General features: G+C 73.3%; 14 protein-coding genes and 1 pseudogene. 6 read left to right on the plus strand and 9 right to left on the minus strand.

Annotation, left to right across the window (positions count from 1 at the left end; all coding sequences use genetic code 11):
* Window positions 1–120: 120 nt before the first annotated feature.
* From AB0M79_RS19770 to AB0M79_RS19790, 5 genes are read right to left on the minus strand one after another with little or no spacing between them, the layout of a single operon-like run.
* Window positions 121–1,008, minus strand: a complete 888-nt coding sequence (locus AB0M79_RS19770; protein WP_364215430.1) for an STM4011 family radical SAM protein — start codon at window positions 1,006–1,008, stop codon at window positions 121–123.
* Entirely contained in the window at window positions 1,005–2,405 is a 1,401-nt protein-coding gene (locus AB0M79_RS19775) for an STM4012 family radical SAM protein (protein ID WP_364215433.1), read from the minus strand. The genes AB0M79_RS19770 and AB0M79_RS19775 overlap by 4 nt, the downstream gene beginning before the upstream one ends.
* Complete coding sequence (locus tag AB0M79_RS19780; protein ID WP_364215436.1) at window positions 2,398–3,243, minus strand: STM4013/SEN3800 family hydrolase; 846 nt, start codon at window positions 3,241–3,243, stop codon at window positions 2,398–2,400. Before AB0M79_RS19780 ends, AB0M79_RS19775 begins: the two co-directional genes overlap by 8 nt.
* Window positions 3,240–4,466, minus strand: coding sequence for an STM4014 family protein (locus tag AB0M79_RS19785; protein WP_364215439.1), 1,227 nt, complete (start codon window positions 4,464–4,466; stop codon window positions 3,240–3,242). Before AB0M79_RS19785 ends, AB0M79_RS19780 begins: the two co-directional genes overlap by 4 nt.
* Window positions 4,463–5,386 carry an STM4015 family protein gene (locus tag AB0M79_RS19790; RefSeq protein WP_364215442.1) on the minus strand — a complete coding sequence of 308 codons (924 nt, stop codon included), beginning with the start codon at window positions 5,384–5,386 and terminating at the stop codon, window positions 4,463–4,465. Before AB0M79_RS19790 ends, AB0M79_RS19785 begins: the two co-directional genes overlap by 4 nt.
* Before the next feature lie 174 nt (window positions 5,387–5,560).
* Here AB0M79_RS19790 and AB0M79_RS19795 point away from each other — a divergent pair, with 174 nt between their 5' ends.
* A complete protein-coding gene (locus AB0M79_RS19795; protein WP_364215445.1) occupies window positions 5,561–6,325 on the plus strand; it encodes an SDR family oxidoreductase in 765 nt (254 codons plus the stop codon).
* A gap of 31 nt (window positions 6,326–6,356) precedes the next feature.
* Here AB0M79_RS19795 and uvrB read toward each other — a convergent pair whose 3' ends face one another.
* Entirely contained in the window at window positions 6,357–8,489 is a 2,133-nt protein-coding gene (gene uvrB, locus AB0M79_RS19800) for an excinuclease ABC subunit UvrB (protein ID WP_364215448.1), read from the minus strand.
* 339 nt (window positions 8,490–8,828) lie between these two features.
* Here uvrB and AB0M79_RS19805 point away from each other — a divergent pair, with 339 nt between their 5' ends.
* Window positions 8,829–10,535, plus strand: coding sequence for a hypothetical protein (locus AB0M79_RS19805; RefSeq protein ID WP_364215451.1), 1,707 nt, complete (start codon window positions 8,829–8,831; stop codon window positions 10,533–10,535).
* Between the two features lie 55 nt (window positions 10,536–10,590).
* On the opposite strand, the gene coaE is transcribed toward AB0M79_RS19805, so the two are convergent.
* Entirely contained in the window at window positions 10,591–11,775 is a 1,185-nt protein-coding gene (gene coaE, locus AB0M79_RS19810) for a dephospho-CoA kinase (protein WP_364215454.1), read from the minus strand.
* 261 nt (window positions 11,776–12,036) lie between these two features.
* Window positions 12,037–13,524 carry a 30S ribosomal protein S1 gene (gene rpsA, locus AB0M79_RS19815; RefSeq protein ID WP_364215457.1) on the minus strand — a complete coding sequence of 496 codons (1,488 nt, stop codon included), beginning with the start codon at window positions 13,522–13,524 and terminating at the stop codon, window positions 12,037–12,039.
* A gap of 379 nt (window positions 13,525–13,903) precedes the next feature.
* Here rpsA and AB0M79_RS19820 point away from each other — a divergent pair, with 379 nt between their 5' ends.
* The 4 genes and pseudogenes from AB0M79_RS19820 to AB0M79_RS19835 all read left to right on the plus strand — a co-directional run.
* Window positions 13,904–14,725 carry a class I SAM-dependent methyltransferase gene (locus AB0M79_RS19820; RefSeq protein ID WP_364215460.1) on the plus strand — a complete coding sequence of 274 codons (822 nt, stop codon included), beginning with the start codon at window positions 13,904–13,906 and terminating at the stop codon, window positions 14,723–14,725.
* A gap of 99 nt (window positions 14,726–14,824) precedes the next feature.
* Window positions 14,825–15,070, plus strand: a complete 246-nt coding sequence (locus AB0M79_RS19825) for a hypothetical protein (protein WP_364215463.1) — start codon at window positions 14,825–14,827, stop codon at window positions 15,068–15,070.
* An 83-nt stretch (window positions 15,071–15,153) separates the two neighbouring features.
* Complete coding sequence (locus AB0M79_RS19830) at window positions 15,154–15,378, plus strand: DUF2945 domain-containing protein (RefSeq protein ID WP_357540814.1); 225 nt, start codon at window positions 15,154–15,156, stop codon at window positions 15,376–15,378.
* Between the two features lie 29 nt (window positions 15,379–15,407).
* Window positions 15,408–15,737, plus strand: a pseudogene (locus AB0M79_RS19835) (DUF3140 domain-containing protein); the annotation flags it as partial.
* Between the two features lie 44 nt (window positions 15,738–15,781).
* On the opposite strand, the gene polA reads toward AB0M79_RS19835, so the two are convergent.
* Window positions 15,782–18,469 (minus strand): DNA polymerase I, encoded by a 2,688-nt coding sequence (gene polA, locus AB0M79_RS19840; RefSeq protein ID WP_364215467.1) that lies wholly within the window; start codon window positions 18,467–18,469, stop codon window positions 15,782–15,784.
* Window positions 18,470–18,584 lie beyond the last annotated feature (115 nt).

Consider the following 18,584-nt stretch of genomic DNA (forward strand, 5'->3'; position numbering starts at 1 on the left):
CTCCTTCTCCCGGTACGGTCCGTCGGGCGCCTGGTCCGCAGTGGCGCCCGCCGTCCGGTCCGCGACGGGTACCGACAACACTCCCGCCGCCACCCCGGACCGGGCAACCGGTTTGCCCGGTCAGGAGGCGGCCAGCGCGCGGCGCGGCACCCCCCAGGTCACGCCACGGACCGGGATGCGTTCCAGCACCCCGCCGGCGAAGACGTCGTAGAGCGGCAGGGTCTTCAGGTGCACGTATCCGATGTGGCAGTCGCAGAGCCGGTTGGGGCAGGGGCGTGGCCCCAGCGCGGCGCGGTAGGAGCCGTCGTAGAGGTTGCCCAGCGGTTCGTCGACGAAGTGGCAGCGCCGCACCTGGCCGTCACCGCGTACGGAGATCACGGTCTCGCCGGCCCGGCAGGCCCGGCCGGCCGACTCGTGTGGCCGGACGCTGTAGCCGAAGAGCGGGTCGATCGCGGTCCAGTCGGCTTCCTCGGCCGGCTCGTAGCGGTGGCCGTCGGCGGCGTTGACCCACAGGTAGACGTCGTCGGGCAGGGCCGCCCGCAGTGCCCGCGCCTCGGCCAGGTGCTCGGGCTGGCCGACGACGCCGACGGAGAAGCGTACGCCGAGGTCACGCAGGGTCGCGCACCTGCCGAGGAAGGCGTCCCGGCGCACCTGGCCCGGATGGTAGGTGGCCCACAGGGCCAGGGTGTCCCGGTCGGCGTCGGCGACCCAGTCGAGCCGGCAGGCCAGGTTGGTCTGGATCGCGACCCGGTCGACGTGCGGAAGGTGGGACAGCCGGGTCAGCGTCTGGCGGTACCAGGAGCGGGTCAGGCCCTCGCCCCACGGGGTGAACAGCACCGAGATCCGGTCGCCGTCCGGGTTGCGGTCGACCCAGTCGGCGAACCGGGCCAGCGCCTCCCGGTCGGCCCGCAGCTCGGCGCGGCTGTCCCGGCGCTTGGCGAAAGGGCAGTAGGGGCAGTCGTAGTTGCAACTGGCCAGCGGCCCCCGGTAGAGGATCGACAGGTTCATCGCGGCACGTGCTCCGCCATCGCGGCGCGGACCGGGCCGGAGACGAGCCACGGGCCGATCGCGTCGGAGCGTTCCACGCCGGCGTCGGTGAGCGTGAGCCGGCCGGCGTCGCGCCCTAGCCAGCCCCGCCCGGCGAGGATATCGAGTTGCGGGAAGTCGTCGCCCGGGTCGGCGGCGAACCGGTCCCGGTAGGCGGCCGGGTCGAGGCCCTCGGCCCGCAGCAGCGACTTGACCAGCCACCGGCGCCGTTTCTCGGTTCCGTCGAGCCGGAACCCGACCTCGGCGTGGTCGAAGTCGGCGGCCGGGCGGCGCAGGTAGTCGTCGATGATCGCACGGACCTGCCCGATGCCGACCGCGTAGTCGAACGAGTAGTGCAGGTCGGAGGTGTAGGAACGGGCACCGCAGCCGAGGCCGACCATGCCGTCGTCCTGGCACGAGTAGTCCGGCGCGTCGTCGTCGGGCAGGTCGGCGCGGCGGAAGTGCCGCATCGACAGTTGCCGGTAGCCGGCGGCGCGCAGGTGGTCACGCCCCTGCCGGTACAGCGCCAGCCGCTGGGCGTCCCAGGGGTCCTCCCTCGCCGCCCCGGGCCCGCCGAAGCCCGGATCCGGGCCACCGACGGCCGGGTCCGGGCCGCCGGGTGCCGGACCGCCCGCCGTGGACAGCGGCAGGACCCGGCGACCGAGGCCGGTCAGCGGCCGTACGTAGAGCGGGTAGAGGAAGACCTCCTCGGGCCGCCAGGCGAGTGCGGCATCCAGCGAGTGGGCCCACGTCCGGGCCGTCTGCCCGCCGATGCCGTAGATGAGGTCGAGGTTGAGCACCGGGATGTCGTGGGCCCGGATCGTGGCCAGGGCGCGTTCGACCTCGGCCCGCTTCTGGGGACGGCCGGCGGCGTGCGCCTCGGCGTCGAGGAAGCTCTGCACGCCGATGCTGACCCGGGTGGTGCCGCGCTCGGCCAGCACCGCGATCCGGTCGTCGGTGGCGGTGGCCGGCGACGTCTCGACGGCCGTGGGTACGGCGCCGAGCGGGGTGCCGAAGTCGGCGACGATGTCGAACATCTCGGTCAGCTCGCCGGCGGTGAGGTAGGTGGGGGTGCCGCCGCCGACCGCGAGCCGGGCGATCCCGGGCCGCCCGCCGAGCGCCTCGCGGACCCGGGTCGCCTGGCGGCGCAACTGGTCGAGGTAGGCGCGGACCTGCTCGGCGGGTGGGTTGGCGCGGGTGAACAGGTTGCAGAAGCCGCACCGCATCTCGCAGAACGGCAGGTGCAGGTAGAGCATGAGGGCGTCGGTCGGCTCGGCCGACCACACGTCGCGCAGCGCCGGGCGGGGCCGCAGCGGCCGGTAGGCCGTCTTGTGCGGGTACGCGTAGAGATACCCCTGGTACGGCGATCCGTCAATCATGGAACGACCCGCCCGTCGCTGCCGTTCCGGAAAGCTCCCACTGCCCCGGCTCGATGACGAACTCGGCGTACGGCACCGTCCACACCACCTCGTGGGCCACCCGGTGTCCGGTGTGGCCGTCCTCGCCGTACGCCGTCCCGTGGTCGGCGCAGATCAGCACCAGGCACGGCCGGCCGCGTGCGGTCGCCAGGGCGAAGAGCCGGCCGATGTGCCGGTCGACGTATTCCAGCGCGGCGGCGTGGCTGTCCCGGCTGTCGGCGGCGGCGCCGGGCAGGTAGTGGCGGTTGGGCTGGTGCATCGCGGCGACGTTGACGAACAGGAACAGCGACCGGTCGGCGGGGACCGTCGGCACGACCGTGGCGATCCGGTCGAGCTGTGCCTCGAAGCAGCCGGGCGCGGTCACCCCGAACTCCGGCTCCCAGTGCGATTCGGCGAACAGGCCGGGCAGCACCCGGCCGAGCGGCGAGCGGTGGTTGAAGAAGCCGACCCCGCCGACGCAGACCGTGTGGTAGCCGGCCGCGGCCAGCCCGCTCACCACCTCGGGGGCGTCGAAGACCCAGGTGTCGCCGCCGGTGGTCTCACTGCCGGGGAACGCGGCGGCGAACAGTCGCGGGTGTGGCCCCGGGGCGGTCGGGGTGGGCAGGAATCCGGCGAAGAACGCCTGGTGGGCGGCGTACGTGAAGCTGGCCGGGCTGTGCCGCCGCTGCCACCGCCCGCCGGGCAGGGCCCGGGCCAGGGCCGGGGTACGGCCGGCCGCCACCAGTTCGGCGGCGACGTCGTAGCGCAGCGTGTCGAGGGTGACGAAGAGCAGGTCGTGGCTGCCGACGAGGTCCTTCACGCCGCCACCCCGGAGCCGACCCGGCCGGCCGGGTCGGCCGGAACCGCCGCCCCGCCGGCCGTGGCGCCCCGGACGGCGAACCGGCCGGTGCGCAGGGCGGCGAACCGGCCGGTGCGCAGGGCGGCGAACCGGCCGGTGCGCAGGGCGGCGAACCGGCCGGTGCGCAGGGCGTGCAACTGCGCCGCCCAGGTGTCGCGGCCGGCGTCGTCGCGCAGGCCGGGCAGCAGGTCGCCGAAGGCGTTGACCTCGGCGACCGCGTGCCGCCGCCAGCCGACGCCGGGCAGCAGGTCGACCGCGACGTGCAGGCTTCCCGGGAAGCAACCGGCGGCGCGGACGCAGGTGTCGAGCGCCGACCGGTAGGCGGCCGGCCCCATCGCGGCCCGCAGCGCCGCCAGGTCGCCGCGGGCGTTTCCGAGGTGCAGGTTGGTCAGCGGGCCACGGCTCGACCGCACCACGGTGTGGGTCGGCTCGCCCGCCACCACGAGCACCCGCAGGTCGACGGCCCGGTCGCCGAGGCCGGCCTTGGGAAACCACCGTTCGACGTGCAGGCTGTCCGGCGCCAGCCGGTCGACGATCGCGGCGACGTCCCGTTCGGCCTGGTAGGTGCGGACCCGCAGCGAGTTGAACAGGCGTCCGCCGGTGGTCAGTTCGACCGACGTCGTCGCCCTGATCCGGCCGCCGGCCAGTTCCAGCGCCAGCACCCCGGACGCCGACGAGCCGTGTGCCGGTTTGACGAACACCCGCGACCAGCCGGCCGCGCGCAGCGCCGCCCGTAGTTCGTCGTAGTCACGTGGCGGCGCCGGCAGGGCGGCCGGCACCGGCATCCCGGCGGCGGCCAGCCGGGCGTGGCAGGCCCGCTTGTCGAACATGGTGTGGATCTCGTCCGGTGCGTTCAGCAGGGTCGCCCCGGCCGCCCGCGCGGCCGTGGCGAGGCGGTCGAGGGCGTCGCCCAGCCCCCGGTGCCAGGCGGCCAGGCCGGTGATTTCGCCGTGCTCGGCCGGCCGGGCGGCACCGCGCAGCAGCCGGTCGACCTCGGCGTCCTCACCGGGCGAGTCGACCCGGACGACGGCTCCGGCCGGCAGCCGCACCGGGCCGGTGGCGAGACGCCGCCAGGGCAGCACCTCCAGCCGGCCGGGCCAGCCGCCGGTTGCCGCGGCCCGGAACCCGGTGACCCGGCGGTTGTCCGGGTTGCCGACCACGACCAGCACGGGCGGCGCGGTCATTCCGAGACGGCCACGTAACGGTCGCCGGGACGGTCCTTCTGCTGGTCGGACAGGTCGACCTCGACGCCGGGCAGTTCTGCGGCCAGCCGCGCGCCGACCTCGTCGCTGATGTAGTGGCGGTGCAGGTCGAGACGCTTGAGGTGGGTCAGCGGCTGCCCGCTGAGCAGGGCGGCGACGCCGTCGTCGCCGAGCATGCCGAGCGACATGTCGAGGACCTCGAGCCGGGCGACGACCGGGGCACCGGCCACCGCGGCGGCGACCTGGTCGGCGATCTCGGCGTTGCGCAGCCCGAGATGGCGCAGCGCCGGCAGCCGGCCGCCGGCCAGGATCGGGGCGAAGTCGTCGATGGTGGCGTCGCCGCCGTAGTTGTCGGTGCCGAGCCACAGCTCGAGGTGGGTCAGGCCGGGCAGGTCACACTCGGCGACCTGCCGGACGATCCGGCCGGGCAGGCCACCGGACTCGATCGCGAACTCGCGGAGCGCGGTGTGCCGCACCGGGGTGAGCTCCATGCCCTCGGTGCCGCGCACCCGCAGGATCTCCAGCTCGGGGAAGGCGGTGAACAGCGGGGTGACGTCAGCCTGCTGGATCCAGGAGATCTCCGACTCCTCCATGGTCAGCTCGGCGAGGAACAGCGCCCGCAGCGCGGTGAACCGGGGCGCGAACTCGACCAGCATGTCGACGGGGGCGCTCTCCTCGTACGCCTCGCCCCACTGGCCGATGATCAGGGCCCGCACCTGCGCCGGGTCGACGACGGCCAGGAACTTCTCGAACAGTTCCCGGAACTCGTCGGTGCTGGTCTCGTAGTCGCCCTCGACCCGCCAGGCGGTCGCGGCGGGGTCGGCCGTCGGGGCGGCCGACTCGGGGTCGAAAACGGTGACGGGAAGGCCGGCGAACTCGGTGATGTGCTGGTAGATGGCCACTACGAGGCTCCGGATGCGATCGGTTTGTGGGGGCGGGCCGAACCATAACAACCCTGTGCGACAACCGGGCCCGTCGACCCGCTGGAGGGCCACCCCATCCACGTACGGTGACGAACCGGGCACGGTGCCCGAATTCGCTGGTGGCCGGCGCCCCGGGTGGGGTTTGCTCGGACCATGACACAGCCGGTAGCGCTCGTGACCGGGGTCAGCCGCCGGATCGGGATCGGCGCGGCCGTCGCCCGCCGGCTGGTCGCCGACGGCTGGCGGGTGGCCCTGACCGGCCTGCCCGGGTACGACGCGGAGCAGCCGTACGGCGGCGACCCGGACGGCGTGCCGGCGCTGCTCGCCGAACTCGGCGACCGGGCGGAACACGTCGAGGCCGACCTGTCCGACCCGGCGGCCCCGGCCGCCCTCGTCGCGCACGCGCGGGAGCGGCACGGCCGGCTGGACGCGCTGCTGGCCGTGCACGCCTACTCGACGCGTACGCCGCTCGGCGAACTGGACGCGGCGGAGATCGACCGGCACCTGGTGGTCAACGTACGCGCCACGATGCTGCTGGTGGAGGCGTTCGCCGCCGGCTTCCCCGACGGTGCCGGGGGTGGCCGGGTGGTGCTGTTCTCCAGCGGGCAGCGGCTCGGCCCGATGCCGGACGAGCTGGCGTACGCGGCGAGCAAGGCCGGCGTCGAGGTGCTGACCCGGCAGTTCGCGCGGCTGCTGGCCCCCCGAGGGGTGACCGTCAACTGCGTCAACCCGGGACCGACCGACACCGGGTATGCGGGGCCGGCCGCCCACGAGGCGGTGGCCCGGCTCTTTCCCGGTGGCCGGTGGGGCACCCCGGACGACGCGGCCCGGTTGGTCGGCTGGCTGTGCTCGCCGGACGCCCGCTGGATCACCGGACAGGTGATCGACTCCGAGGGCGGCTTCGACCGCTACGTCTGACCTGCCGACCGCCCGCACCGGCCGGTGCCGGCTACCTGACGCCGGCCACGTCCATCCCGCGCAGCTCCTTCTTCAGCTCGGCCACCTCGTCGCGGATCCGGGCCGCCAGCTCGAACTGCAGCTCCCGGGCGGCGGCGAGCATCTGGTCGTTGAGGTCCTGGATGAGCTGGGCCAGGTCGGCGCGGGCCATGCCCTCGCGCGACGGTCCGGCGGTCGCCCGGCCCCGCGAGCGGGTCTCCGGCACCGGCGCCTTGCCCCGCGACATCTGCCGGCCGCCGCCACCGATGATCGCCCCGCCCGGACCGTGCCCGGCGAGCGCGCCCTCGGTGTCGTCGGCCTCGCGGTAGATGTCGTCGAGGATGTCGTGGATCTTCTTGCGCAGCGGTGCCGGCGAGATGCCGTGCGCCTCGTTGTGGGCGATCTGCTTGGCCCGCCGGCGGCTGGTCTCGTCGATCGCCGCGGCCATCGACGGCGTCATCTTGTCGGCGTACATGTGCACCTGCCCGGAGACGTTACGGGCGGCGCGGCCGATGGTCTGGATCAGGGACCGCCCGCTGCGCAGGAAGCCCTCCTTGTCGGCGTCGAGGATGGCGACGAGGGACACCTCGGGCAGGTCGAGCCCCTCCCGCAGCAGGTTGATGCCGACCAGCACGTCGTAGTCGCCCTTGCGCAGCTCGCGCAGCAGCTCGACCCGGCGCAGGGTGTCGACCTCGGAGTGCAGGTAGCGGACCCGGATGCCGTGCTCCAGCAGGTAGTCGGTGAGGTCCTCGGCCATCTTCTTGGTCAGGGTGGTGACCAGGACCCGCTCGTCGCGCTCGGTGCGCAGCCGGATCTCGTGCATCAGGTCGTCGATCTGCCCCTTGGTCGGCTTGACGACGACCTCGGGGTCGACCAGGCCGGTCGGGCGGATCACCTGCTCGACCACCTCGCCCTGCACCTGTTCCAGCTCCCACGGGCCGGGGGTGGCGGACAGGAACACCATCTGCCCCACCCGCTCCAGGAACTCGTCGAACCGCAGCGGCCGGTTGTCCTGCGCGCTGGGCAGCCGGAACCCGTGCTCGATCAGCACCCGCTTGCGGGACGCGTCGCCCTCGAACATGCCGCCGATCTGCGGGATGCTGACGTGCGACTCGTCGACGACGGTCAGGAAGTCGTCGGGGAAGTAGTCGAGCAGGCAGTGCGGCGGGCTGCCGGGCAGCCGGCCGTCGATGTGCATCGAGTAGTTCTCGATCCCGGAGCAGGAGCCGACCTGGCGCATCATCTCGACGTCGTACGTCGTGCGCATCCGCAGCCGCTGTGCCTCCAGCAGCTTGCCCTGGCGCTCCAGCTCGTCGAGGCGCTCGGCCAGCTCCGCCTCGATGCCGTTGATCGCGCGTTCCATCCGCTCCGCCCCGGCGGTGTAGTGCGTCGCCGGGAAGATCAGCAGGTGGTCGACCTCGCGGACCACCTCGCCGGTCAGCGGGTGGAGGTAGTAGAGCTTCTCCACCTCGTCGCCGAAGAACTCGATCCGGACCGCCAGCTCCTCGTAGGCCGGGATGATCTCCAGGGTGTCGCCGCGGACCCGGAACGTGCCCCTGGTGAACGCCAGGTCGTTGCGGGTGTACTGCACGTCGACCAGCCGGCGCAGCAGCTTGTCGCGCTCGATCTCCTGCCCGACGTGCACCCGGACCGCCCGGTCGAGGTATTCCTGCGGGGTGCCCAGGCCGTAGATCGCCGAGACGGTCGCCACCACCACCACGTCGCGACGGGTCAGCAGCGACATGGTCGCCGAGTGCCGCAGCCGCTCGACCTCCTCGTTGATCGAGGAGTCCTTCTCGATGTAGGTGTCGGTCTGCGCGATGTACGCCTCGGGCTGGTAGTAGTCGTAGTAGGAGACGAAGTATTCGACGGCGTTTCGCGGGAGCAGCTCGCGGAACTCCTTGGCGAGCTGGGCGCACAGGGTCTTGTTGGGGGCCAGCACCAGGGTCGGCCGCTGCAACCGCTCGATCAGCCAGGCGGTGGTCGCGCTCTTGCCGGTGCCGGTCGCGCCGAGCAGCACGGCACTGCGGTCGCCCCGCCGCACCCGGCGCTCAAGATCATCGATTGCCGTCGGCTGGTCGCCGGACGGGGTGAAGTCGCTGATCACCTCGAAGCGACCGTCGAGCCGTGGAATGTCGAGCGCCATGCCATCAAACGTACGCCCAGGGTCTGACAGCCCGCGGACCGGCAACGGTCAGTACACGATCAGCTTCGATATTCCCATTGTGTGGTAAAGGTCACCGGACTACCGTGCTAGGGGTAGGCCGCTCGCGGCGGTCGTCCGGGTCGACGATCGGGCCTCCACACCGGCCGATCGGACCCGGCGCGTGGTCGCAGCCCCGGCACATCGCCGGCGAGCGCACCGGACGCGGTCGCGCGCAAGCGCAGACCGGCCGCCGCGAGCAGCCCCTACGCCCGCCCGGGCATCCCCATCCCGTTCGCGGGCACACGTCACCTTCGCCCCGCCACCGGCGTTCAACCACGCGTGAGGTTCTCCCCCACCGGCGACCGCCGCCGGATCGTCGCCCTGGTCGCCCTCGGCTGCATCGCCATCGGATCCGCGGCCGGCCTGGCCACCGGCCTCGTTTCGTGCGCGCCGACGGCCCAGCCGCAGGCCCGGCCGCTGTCGACGGCCGAGGCACAACGGCTGGCCACGATGCGGATGACCAACTTCCAGCAGGCCCGGGTCGGCGTACGCGCCACCATTGGCGACCCCGGGGCCGAGGTGCGCCTCATCGGCCGGGTCGACTGGAGCCGCGCGCTGGCGTACCTGTCGGTGTCCGGGCCGGGCGCGGGCGAACGGCGCGGCCTGCTCCAGGCGATGCCCGGCGTCCTCGCCACCCGGTCGGCGGACACCGCACCCGACGGCACCGCACCACCCGCCGGAACCGGCGCGGTCGGCACCGTCGGCCCCACCGGCACGGCCGGGAGCTCGGTCGCGGCCGCGCCGCCCGACGTACCGCCCGCCGACGGCTGGCGGGTCGAGCGGTTCACCGCCAGCGGACCGGAGGCCGGATCGGTCGAGTCGTTCCTGGCCCTGCTCTTCGCCATCGCCCACGACCGGGCCGACGCCGCCGACCTGATCGAGCACAGCGAGGCCCGCTGGCTGGGCCGGGACCGGGCCGGCGGAGCCACGGTCGACGTGCTGCTCGGCCCGGCGGTGCCACCCCAGCCGAGGGCGACCCCGACCGCGACGGCCTCCCCCGCTACCACCCGGCCCCCGACGCCACCGGCCGCCGGCCCGTCCGCCGCCGGCCCATCGCCCACCGGCGCCACCGCACCCGCCGGCAGCCGGACGGCCGACGGATCGGCGTCGGCCGGGGCGGACGCGTCCCGTACCGCCGGGCCGGCGTCGGCGCGACCGGCGGAGACGTCGCTGGCGGCGATGGGCGGCGCGGTGCGCTACTGGCTCGACGGCGACGCGCGACTGCACCGGTTCGAGGCCCTGCTCGCCGGCAATCAGCCGGTCAACGCGCATCTCGACCGGGCCGACAGCGCCGGGATCACCGCGATCGACGCGCTCGGCGGCCGGCCGGTCGAGCCCCGGGCCGCCACCGCCGAGGAGGCCGACCTGCTGTCCCGGATGCGGCAGCGCAACCGGGCGCTCGGCGGCGGCAAGGTGACCTTCACCCTGCCGACCATGCCGACCGCGAACCTGCGCGGCACCGGACTGGTCGACTGGCGCAACACCGTCGCGTACGTCGCCGTCGGCGACCTCGACAAACCCGGCGAGACCGCACTGATCCGCGCCGACCGGACCGGACCGGCGATCCGGGTCGCGCCGCAGCGGGTGACCGCCGACCGGCAGCCGCCGGTGCCGCCACCGACCGACCGGAGCTGGACCCACGTCGACTGGCGCCAGCGCGGCGACGCGCAGGGTGCGCTCGACGTCGACTTGCTGATCACGGAACTGCTGGCGCTCGGCACCGGGGCCCGCGACGACGTGGCCGCGCTGCGCCGGTCGGCGATCCGGCTGCGCGACGACCGGGTGGACGGCACCGCCGTCACCGTCTTCGAGGTCGGCCGCCCGGGACAGCCGGGCGCGCGGCCGGGGCAGGGCCGGCTGCGGTACTGGGTGGACTCCTCCGGCGCGCTGCGCCGGCTGGAGCTGCGGACCCGCACGGGCGCGTTCGCCCAGCTCGACGTCGATCCCGGCCGGGTCGCCTACGTACGCCCGGTGCCGCGCGCCTGACCGGCCCGACCGGCCGGCACCATCGCGCCGGCCGGTTCGGTCCCGGCCGGCACCGTTACGGCTGCCAGCCGGTCCGGTCGGCCCACCGCCGGGCGCGGTCGTAGGCGACGTCGAACCACGGCTCCTTCGCCTCGGCATACTCGTCGACGGTCGCGGAGCGCTCGGCGAGCCCCTGCTTCAGCGCCAGGTACTCGGCGCGTGTCGCCTCGTCGGCGCGCAGGAGGTCGCGCAGCAGCAGGGCGCACCGCCAGCCCGGCGAGCCGGTCACCCGTACGTGCAGGTTGACCGGCCGGCCGGGGTCGGCGTTGAGGTGCAGCCGCTTGGTCCATCGCGCCGGGTCGAGATCCGGTGGTTTGGGCGAGTCATACCAGTCACCGGGCGGTCGGGGGAAGCCGCCGTCGGCGAGCCGGTCGGCGAGCGAGTCGGCCTCGGCCAGCGACGACACCGACAGTTGCAGGTCGACGACGTCCTTCGCGGCCAGCCCCGGCACCGCCGTCGAACCGACGTGGTCGATCCGGCGGTCGGGGTCGCCGACGAGGTGACGGATCCGGTCGGCGAGCCGCCGGGCCTGGTCCGGCCAGGACGGGTCGGGCTCGGCCAGCGTCACGTCCGCCGGACGCGGCGCCCGCCGCCGGTGCCGGACGTTCGCCTCGTACGGCACCAGCCGCCGCCACAGCCGGTCCACCACGACGTGCAGGTCGGCGAGGTCCCCGTCGTTGCGGAGCACGATGTCGGCGGCCGCCCGCCGCCGCGCGTCGTCGGCCTGGGCCGCGATCCGGTCCAGCGCCTGCCGCTCGGTCATCCCCCGGTCGCGGACCAGCCGCCCGATCCGGATGTCGCGGTCGGTCTCCACGACCACCACCAGGTGGTACGTCGGCGCGAGGCCCCCCTCGACCAGCAGCGGTACGTCGTTGACCAGCACCGCGTCGGGTGCCGCCGCGGCGGCCAGTTCCCGGCTCCGGGCCCGTACGCGGGGATGGGTGATCTCCTCCAGCCGGCGGCGGGCGGCGGTGTCGCCGAAGACGAGGGCGCCCAGCGCCGGCCGGTCGAGGCTGCCGTCGGGGTGCAGCACCCCGGCGCCGAACGCCTCGACGATCTCCCGCAGCCCGTCGGTGCCGGGTGCGACAACCTCGCGGGCGATGACGTCGGAGTCGACGACGACGGCGCCGTGTTCCGCCAGCCGCCGCGCCACCGAGCTCTTGCCGGACCCGATCCCACCGGTAAGCCCCACATTCAACACGGTCTCAAGTGAACCGGATGCGCTTCTCCCCCTGTCGCGAGGGTCCGCGCCCTCCCCTCGCCAGAGTCCGCCCTCACCCCCAAGATCCGCGTGATCAGGGAGTTTGCGGCCCGACGCGCCGACGACACGCGCGACTCGATCCCTGATCACGCGGATCTTGGGGCGGGTCGGGCGGGACGGCACAGCTGGGGCGGGTGGGGAAAGGCAGCGGCCCGGCGGCCAACCCCGGAGGGCTGGCGGCCGGGCCGCTGTCGGTACGGGTTACTTGCCGCCGGCGAGCTTCTCGCGCAGGGCGGCGAGCGCCTCGTCGGTGGCGAGGGTGCCGGCCGGCTCCTCCGCCTGACGGGCCGGAGCCGGGGTGGACGACGAGGTCGCCCCACCGCCGGCCGGAGCCGGGTTGGCGGCAGCCTCGGCGTCGGCGGCCCGGGAGGTCTGCACCTGCTTGGTGTGGGCCTCCCAGCGCTGACGCGCCTCGGCGTACTGCGTCTCCCAGGTCTCGCGCTGCTTGTCGAAGCCCTCGAGCCACTCCCCGGTCTCCGGGTCGAAGCCCTCGGGGTAGATGTAGTTGCCCTCGCTGTCGTACGTCGCGGCCATGCCGTAGAGGGTGGGGTCGAAGTGCTCCTCGCCCTCGACGAAGCCCTCGTTGGCCTGCTTCAGCGACAGCGAGATCCGGCGCCGCTCCAGGTCGATGTCGATGACCTTGACCATGACGTCGGAGCCCACCTGGACAACCTGCTCCGGGATCTCCACGTGGCGCTCGGCCAGCTCGGAGATGTGGACCAGGCCCTCGATGCCGTCGTCGACGCGGACGAACGCACCGAACGGAACGAGCTTGGTGACCTTACCCGGCACGATCTGCTGGATCGCGTGGGTGCGGGCGAACTGGCGCCACGGGTCTTCCTGGGTGGCCTTCAGCGACAGCGAGACCCGCTCGCGGTCGAGGTCGACGTCGAGGACCTCGACCTCCACCTCCTGGCCGACCTCGACGACCTCGGACGGGTGGTCGATGTGCTTCCAGGACAGCTCGGAGACGTGCACCAGGCCGTCCACGCCGCCCAGGTCGACGAACGCGCCGAAGTTGACGATCGAGGACACGACGCCCTTGCGGACCTGGCCCTTCTGCAGCTTGTTGAGGAACTCGGTGCGAACCTCGGACTGCGTCTGCTCCAGCCACGCACGACGGGACAGGACCACGTTGTTGCGGTTCTTGTCCAGCTCGATGATCTTCGCCTCGAGCTCGCGACCCACGTACGGCTGAAGGTCACGGACCCGCCGCATCTCGACCAGGGAGGCGGGCAGGAAGCCCCGCAGCCCGATGTCGAGGATGAGACCGCCCTTGACCACCTCGATGACGGAGCCCCGAACGACGCCGTCCTCGTCCTTGATCTTCTCGATGGTGCCCCAGGCACGCTCGTACTGCGCCCGCTTCTTCGAGAGGATCAGGCGACCCTCCTTGTCCTCCTTCTGGAGGACCAGGGCCTCGATCTGGTCACCGACCGACACCACCTCAGCGGGGTCCACGTCGTGCTTGATCGACAACTCGCGCGAGGGGATGACGCCCTCGGTCTTGTAGCCGATGTCGAGCAGGACCTCGTCCCGATCGACCTTGACGACGGTGCCTTCGACAATGTCACCGTCGTTGAAGTACTTGATGGTCTCGTCGATCGCGGCGAGGAAGGCTTCCTCGGAACCGAGGTCGTCGACGGTGACCTTGGTGGCGCTCGAGGTGGCCTCGATGCTGCTCGTCATGTGGGCGGTTGCTCCGGTCGGATGTGGGTGTCACAGCAAGGCTGGTGTCGCGGTGACCTGTTTGCGCCAGCGGATCCGTCGACGCCACATTCGTCATGTCCGTCGACCGCGGACCTGCTCCCTGCCGAGGCACACGATCCGCGAGCGCATCGACTAGCCTACCGTGTGCATTACCACAGCATGCAAGCCCTCCCGGCACGAGTCGGGTCCCTCTTTTTCGCACCGGATTGCCACCCGGCCGATTACCCGGCCGATCTAGCCGGACGTCCGACCGCATCCTGGGACGCGAACACACAATCATCTCACCTTCCGGCAAAGGCGGGAAACACCCCGCCCGGCGCGCGCCGTCCCCGCCGCCGCGCCCCCTAGGGTCTGCGATGTGACGGACGAGGGATCCAGGGTCACCCGGCGAACGGTGACCGACGCGGAGAGCCGGCGGGCCAGCCGGGGCTGGTGGGACCAGGACGCCGACGACTACCAGGCCGAGCACGGCCCGTTTCTCGGCGACGTCGACTTCGTGTGGTGCCCGGAGGGGCTGCGCGAGTCCGACGCCCGCCTGCTCGGCGACGTACGCGGCCGGCGTGTCCTCGAACTCGGCTGCGGCGCCGCCGCCGTGGCCCGCTGGCTGGTCGGCCAGGGCGCCGAGGTGGTCGCCACCGACCTGTCCGCCGGCATGCTGCGGCACGCCGCCGCCGGCGCCGACAGATCCGGGGTACGCGTGCCGCTGGTCCAGTCCGACGCGATGGCGCTGCCGTTCCGCGACGGCTCGTTCGACGTCGTCTGCACCGCCTTCGGCGCCGTCCCGTTCGTCACCGACTCCGGGGCGGTCATGCGCGAGGTCCACCGGGTGCTGCGTCCCGGCGGCCGGTGGGCCTTCTCCGTCACCCACCCGATGCGGTGGATCTTCCTCGACGATCCGGGGGAGGGCGGGCTGCGGGCGGTGCACTCGTACTTCGACCGCCGCCCGTACGTCGAACAGGACGAGTCCGGCATCCCGACGTACGTCGAACAGCACCGCACCCTCGGCGACCGGATCCGTGAGCTGGTCGCGGCGGGTTTCGTCGTACGCGACGTGGTGGAACCGGAGTGGCCGGCCGGGCACGAGGGCGTGTGGGGGCAGTGGAGCCCGCTGCGCGGCCGGCTCTTCCCCGGCACCGCCATCTTCGTCAGCGACAAGCCGACGGCCACCGGCACGGCCTGACCCCGGCCGTCGGTCCGCGACCTGGCGGCCGTCCCGGGCGGACCGTTCACCGCGGCCCGGGCCGGGTATCCGCAGGGGGCAGGCAGCACGGACACGGAGGTGAGACCGTTGGCCCGCAACCAGCAGATGAGCACCGCCGAACTCGCCGAACAGGCCCGGCACGCCGGAGTCACCGACGCCGACCGGATGGACCGGGACGAGTTGATGCACGCCATGCAGGCCCGGCCCGGTCGGTACGGCGGCGGACCGCCGCAGAAGGCCCGGTCGAGCGGCGCTCAGCACGACCCGGCGCCCCGGGGCAGCCGGCCGCGGGACTGGAAGAACGTGCCGGGCAACCAGAGCTGATCCTCGGACGGCGCGCGGCGGAGGACGGCCCGGTGGCCGGCTCCGCCGCGTTTCCGCGAGCCCGCCCCGGGTACCCGGCCGTTATGGCGGAACGACGGGGAAAGCCGCGGGTCGGCGACCGGGTGACGTGGCGCAGCCACGGTGTGACGGTGCCCGGCACCGTGGAGGAGGAGATCGACGAGCGGACCGAGACGGCCGGCCGTACCGTCGACGCCTCGCCGGAGCATCCCCAGTTCCGGGTACGCAGCGACAAGTCCGGCCGCGACGCCGTACACCGGCCGGAGGCACTCGGCCGGGAGAAGCGCTAGCCGGGGCGCCGGGCGGGAGGGGCCGGGGGATGCCGCACACCGACGAGGAAACCGACCGCGACTTCCGTGAGGCGGTCAACATGACGCCACGCGAACTGGAGGACTGGCTCGGCACCGACGCGTCGAAGGAGGCCGGGCAGCACAAGGGCGGCGCGGCCGAGACGACCGGGCACGAATCGGGCCGGCGGATCGTCGCCCTGCTGCGTACGAAGAAGCCCGACCTGACCGGCGACGACCGCAGCCACATGCGCAAGGTGGTCGGCTACGTGCACCGCCACCTCGCGCAGCGCCCGGACGGCGACGTCACCGACACCCGCTGGCGACACTCGCTGATGAACTGGGGGCACGACCCGCTGCGGTGAGCCCGTACGCCGGCCGCGCGTCGCGCGGCCGGCCCGGACGGTCAGTGGTCGGCGCTGTTCCAGTCGGTGCCGAACCCGACCGACACCTCCAGCGGCACCGACAGCGGGTAGGCGGCCCCCATCTCGGCCCGGACCAGGGTCTCCAGCCGCTCGCGTTCACCGGTGGCGACCTCGAAGACCAGCTCGTCGTGGACCTGCAGCAGCATCCGCGACCGCAGGTCGGTGTCGCGCAGCGCCGCGTCGACCCGGAGCATGGCGACCTTGATGATGTCGGCGGCCGAGCCCTGGATGGGGGCGTTGAGCGCCATCCGTTCGGCCATCTCGCGGCGCTGCCGGTTGTCGCTGACGAGGTCGGGAAGGTAGCGCCGGCGGCCGAGGATCGTCTCGGTGTAGCCCTCCTGCACCGCCCGCTTCACCACCGACTGGAGGTAGTCGCGCACGCCGCCGAACCGGGAGAAGTATTCCTCCATCAGCCCGCGCGCCTCCTCGGTCGAGATGCCGAGCTGCTGGGAGAGGCCGAAGGCGCTGAGGCCGTACGCGAGGCCGTAGTTCATCGCCTTGATCTTGCGCCGCTGGTCGGGAAGGACCTCGGCCAGCGGTACGCCGAACACCGACGAGGCCGTCGCGGCGTGGAAGTCGGCGCCGGAGTTGAACGCCTCGATCAGCGCCTCGTCCTTCGACAGGTGCGCCATGATCCGCATCTCGATTTGGCTGTAGTCGGCGGTGAGCAGCGACTCGGCGCCCTCCCCCACCACGAACGCCCGGCGGATCCGCCGGCCCTCCTCCGTGCGGATCGGGATGTTCTGGAGGTTGGGGTCGGTCGACGACAGCCGGCCGGTCGCGGCGACCGTCTGGTGGAACGTGGTGTGGATCCGGCCGTCGTCGGAGACCGACTTGAGCAGGCCGTCGACGGTCGACTTCAGCTTGGCCACGTCGCGGTGCCGCAGCAGGTGTTCCAGCACCGGGTGCGGGTTCTGCGCGTAGAGCCACTGCAGCGCGTCGGCGTCGGTGGTGTAGCCGGTCTTGATCCGCTTGGTCTTGGGCAGGCCCAGCTCGGTGAAGAGGATCTCCTGCAGCTGCTTGGTCGAGCCGAGGTTGAACTCCCGCCCGACCGCCGCGTAGGCCCCCTGGGCGGCGGCCTTCACCTCGGCCGCGAAGTGCGCCTCGAGGTTCGACAGGTAGTCGGTGTCGGCGGCGATCCCGGCCCGCTCCATCGCCGCCAGCACCTCGACCAGGGGCAGTTCGACCTCGGCCATCAGCCGGGCCGACGCCTCGCCGTCCCGGTCGAGTTCCTCGTCGATCGCCTCGGCCAGGTCGAGGGTGGCCCGGGCCCGCAGCATCAGGTTCTGCTCGATTTCGCTGTCGTTGCCCAGCCCGTCGAGCGTGAGCTGCCCGTTCTGCGGGGTGTCGATCCGCAGCTCGCGGTGCAGGTAGCGCAGTGCCAGGTCGGTGAGGTCGTAGGACCGCTGGTCGGGGCGGGCCAGGTAGGCGGCCAGCGCGGTGTCGCGCCCGACGCCCCGCAACCGCCAGCCGTGCGCGGCGAACGCCAGCAGCGCGGGCTTGCTGTCGTGGATCACCTTGGGCCGCTCCGGGTCGGCCAGCCACGTCGCCACGGCGGCCTCGTCCTGCGCGTCGAGGGTCGCCGGGTCGAACCAGGCCGCCGGCCCGTCCGCGGTGGCCAGCGCCACCCCGGTCAGCGCGCCGGTGCCCCGGCCGAACGTGCCGGTGACCGCCACCCCGGTCGGCTCGCCGACCACGACGTGGTCGACCAGCCAGGCGCCGACCGCCCCCGGCGCCAGCTTCTCGCCGGCCAGGTCGAAGCCGGCCTCGGCCTCCGGCTCGACCGCCTCCAGGTACTGGTAGAGCCGGTCGCGCAGGACCCGGAACTGGAGGGTGTCGAACACCTGGTGGACCGCCTCGCGGTCCCAGCCCGCCCAGCGCGCGTCCTCGGGGCGCAGCGGCAGCTCCAGGTCGGAGACCAGGCAGTTGATGTCGTAGTTGCGGATCACGTCGGCGAGCCGCTCGCGCAGGCTCTCGCCGGCCTTGCCCTTGATCTCGTCGGCCCGGGCGACGACGCCGTCGACCCCGCCGTACTGGTTGATCCACTTCGCGGCGGTCTTCGGGCCGACGCCCGGGATGCCGGGCAGGTTGTCGCTGGACTCGCCGACCAGGGCGGCCAGGTCACGGTAGCGGTCCGGTCCCACGCCGTATTTCGCGGTGACCGCGGCGGGGTCCATCCTGGCCAGGTCGGAAACGCCCTTGCGCGGGTAGAGCACGGTGACCTGGTCGCCGACGAGCTGGAACGCGTCGCGGTCACCGGTGCTGATCAGCACCCGCATGCCGGCGTCGCGGCCCTGGCAGGCCAGCGTCGCGAGCACGTCGTCGGCCTCGTAGCCGGGTTTCTCCACCACCGGGATACGCAGCGCGTCGAGGACCTCGCGGACCAGGCTCACCTGCCCGGCGAAGTCGGCCGGGGTCTCCGAGCGGCCCGCCTTGTACTCGGCGTATTTCTCGGTGCGGAACGACCGCCGGGACACGTCGAACGCCACCACGATGTGGGTCGGCTTCTCGTCGCGCAGCAGGTTGATCAGCATCGAGGTGAAGCCGTAGACCGCGTTGGTGGGCTGCCCGGTCGTGGTGGAGAAGTTCTCCACCGGCAGGGCGAAGAACGCCCGGTAGGCCAGCGAGTGGCCGTCGAGCAACAGCAGTCGGGGCTGGTTGTCGGTCACGTCGGCCCACTCTAGTCCGGGGCCCCGACGAAAACCGCCCGCGACCCGGCCGGTCGCGCCGCCGGCCGGCCGACGGCGCCGGCCCCGCCCGGCCCGCCACGGTACGGCGGGCCGG

It is taken from the genome of Polymorphospora sp. NPDC051019, from assembly GCF_040683055.1.
Taxonomy (GTDB): domain Bacteria; phylum Actinomycetota; class Actinomycetes; order Mycobacteriales; family Micromonosporaceae; genus Polymorphospora; species Polymorphospora lycopeni.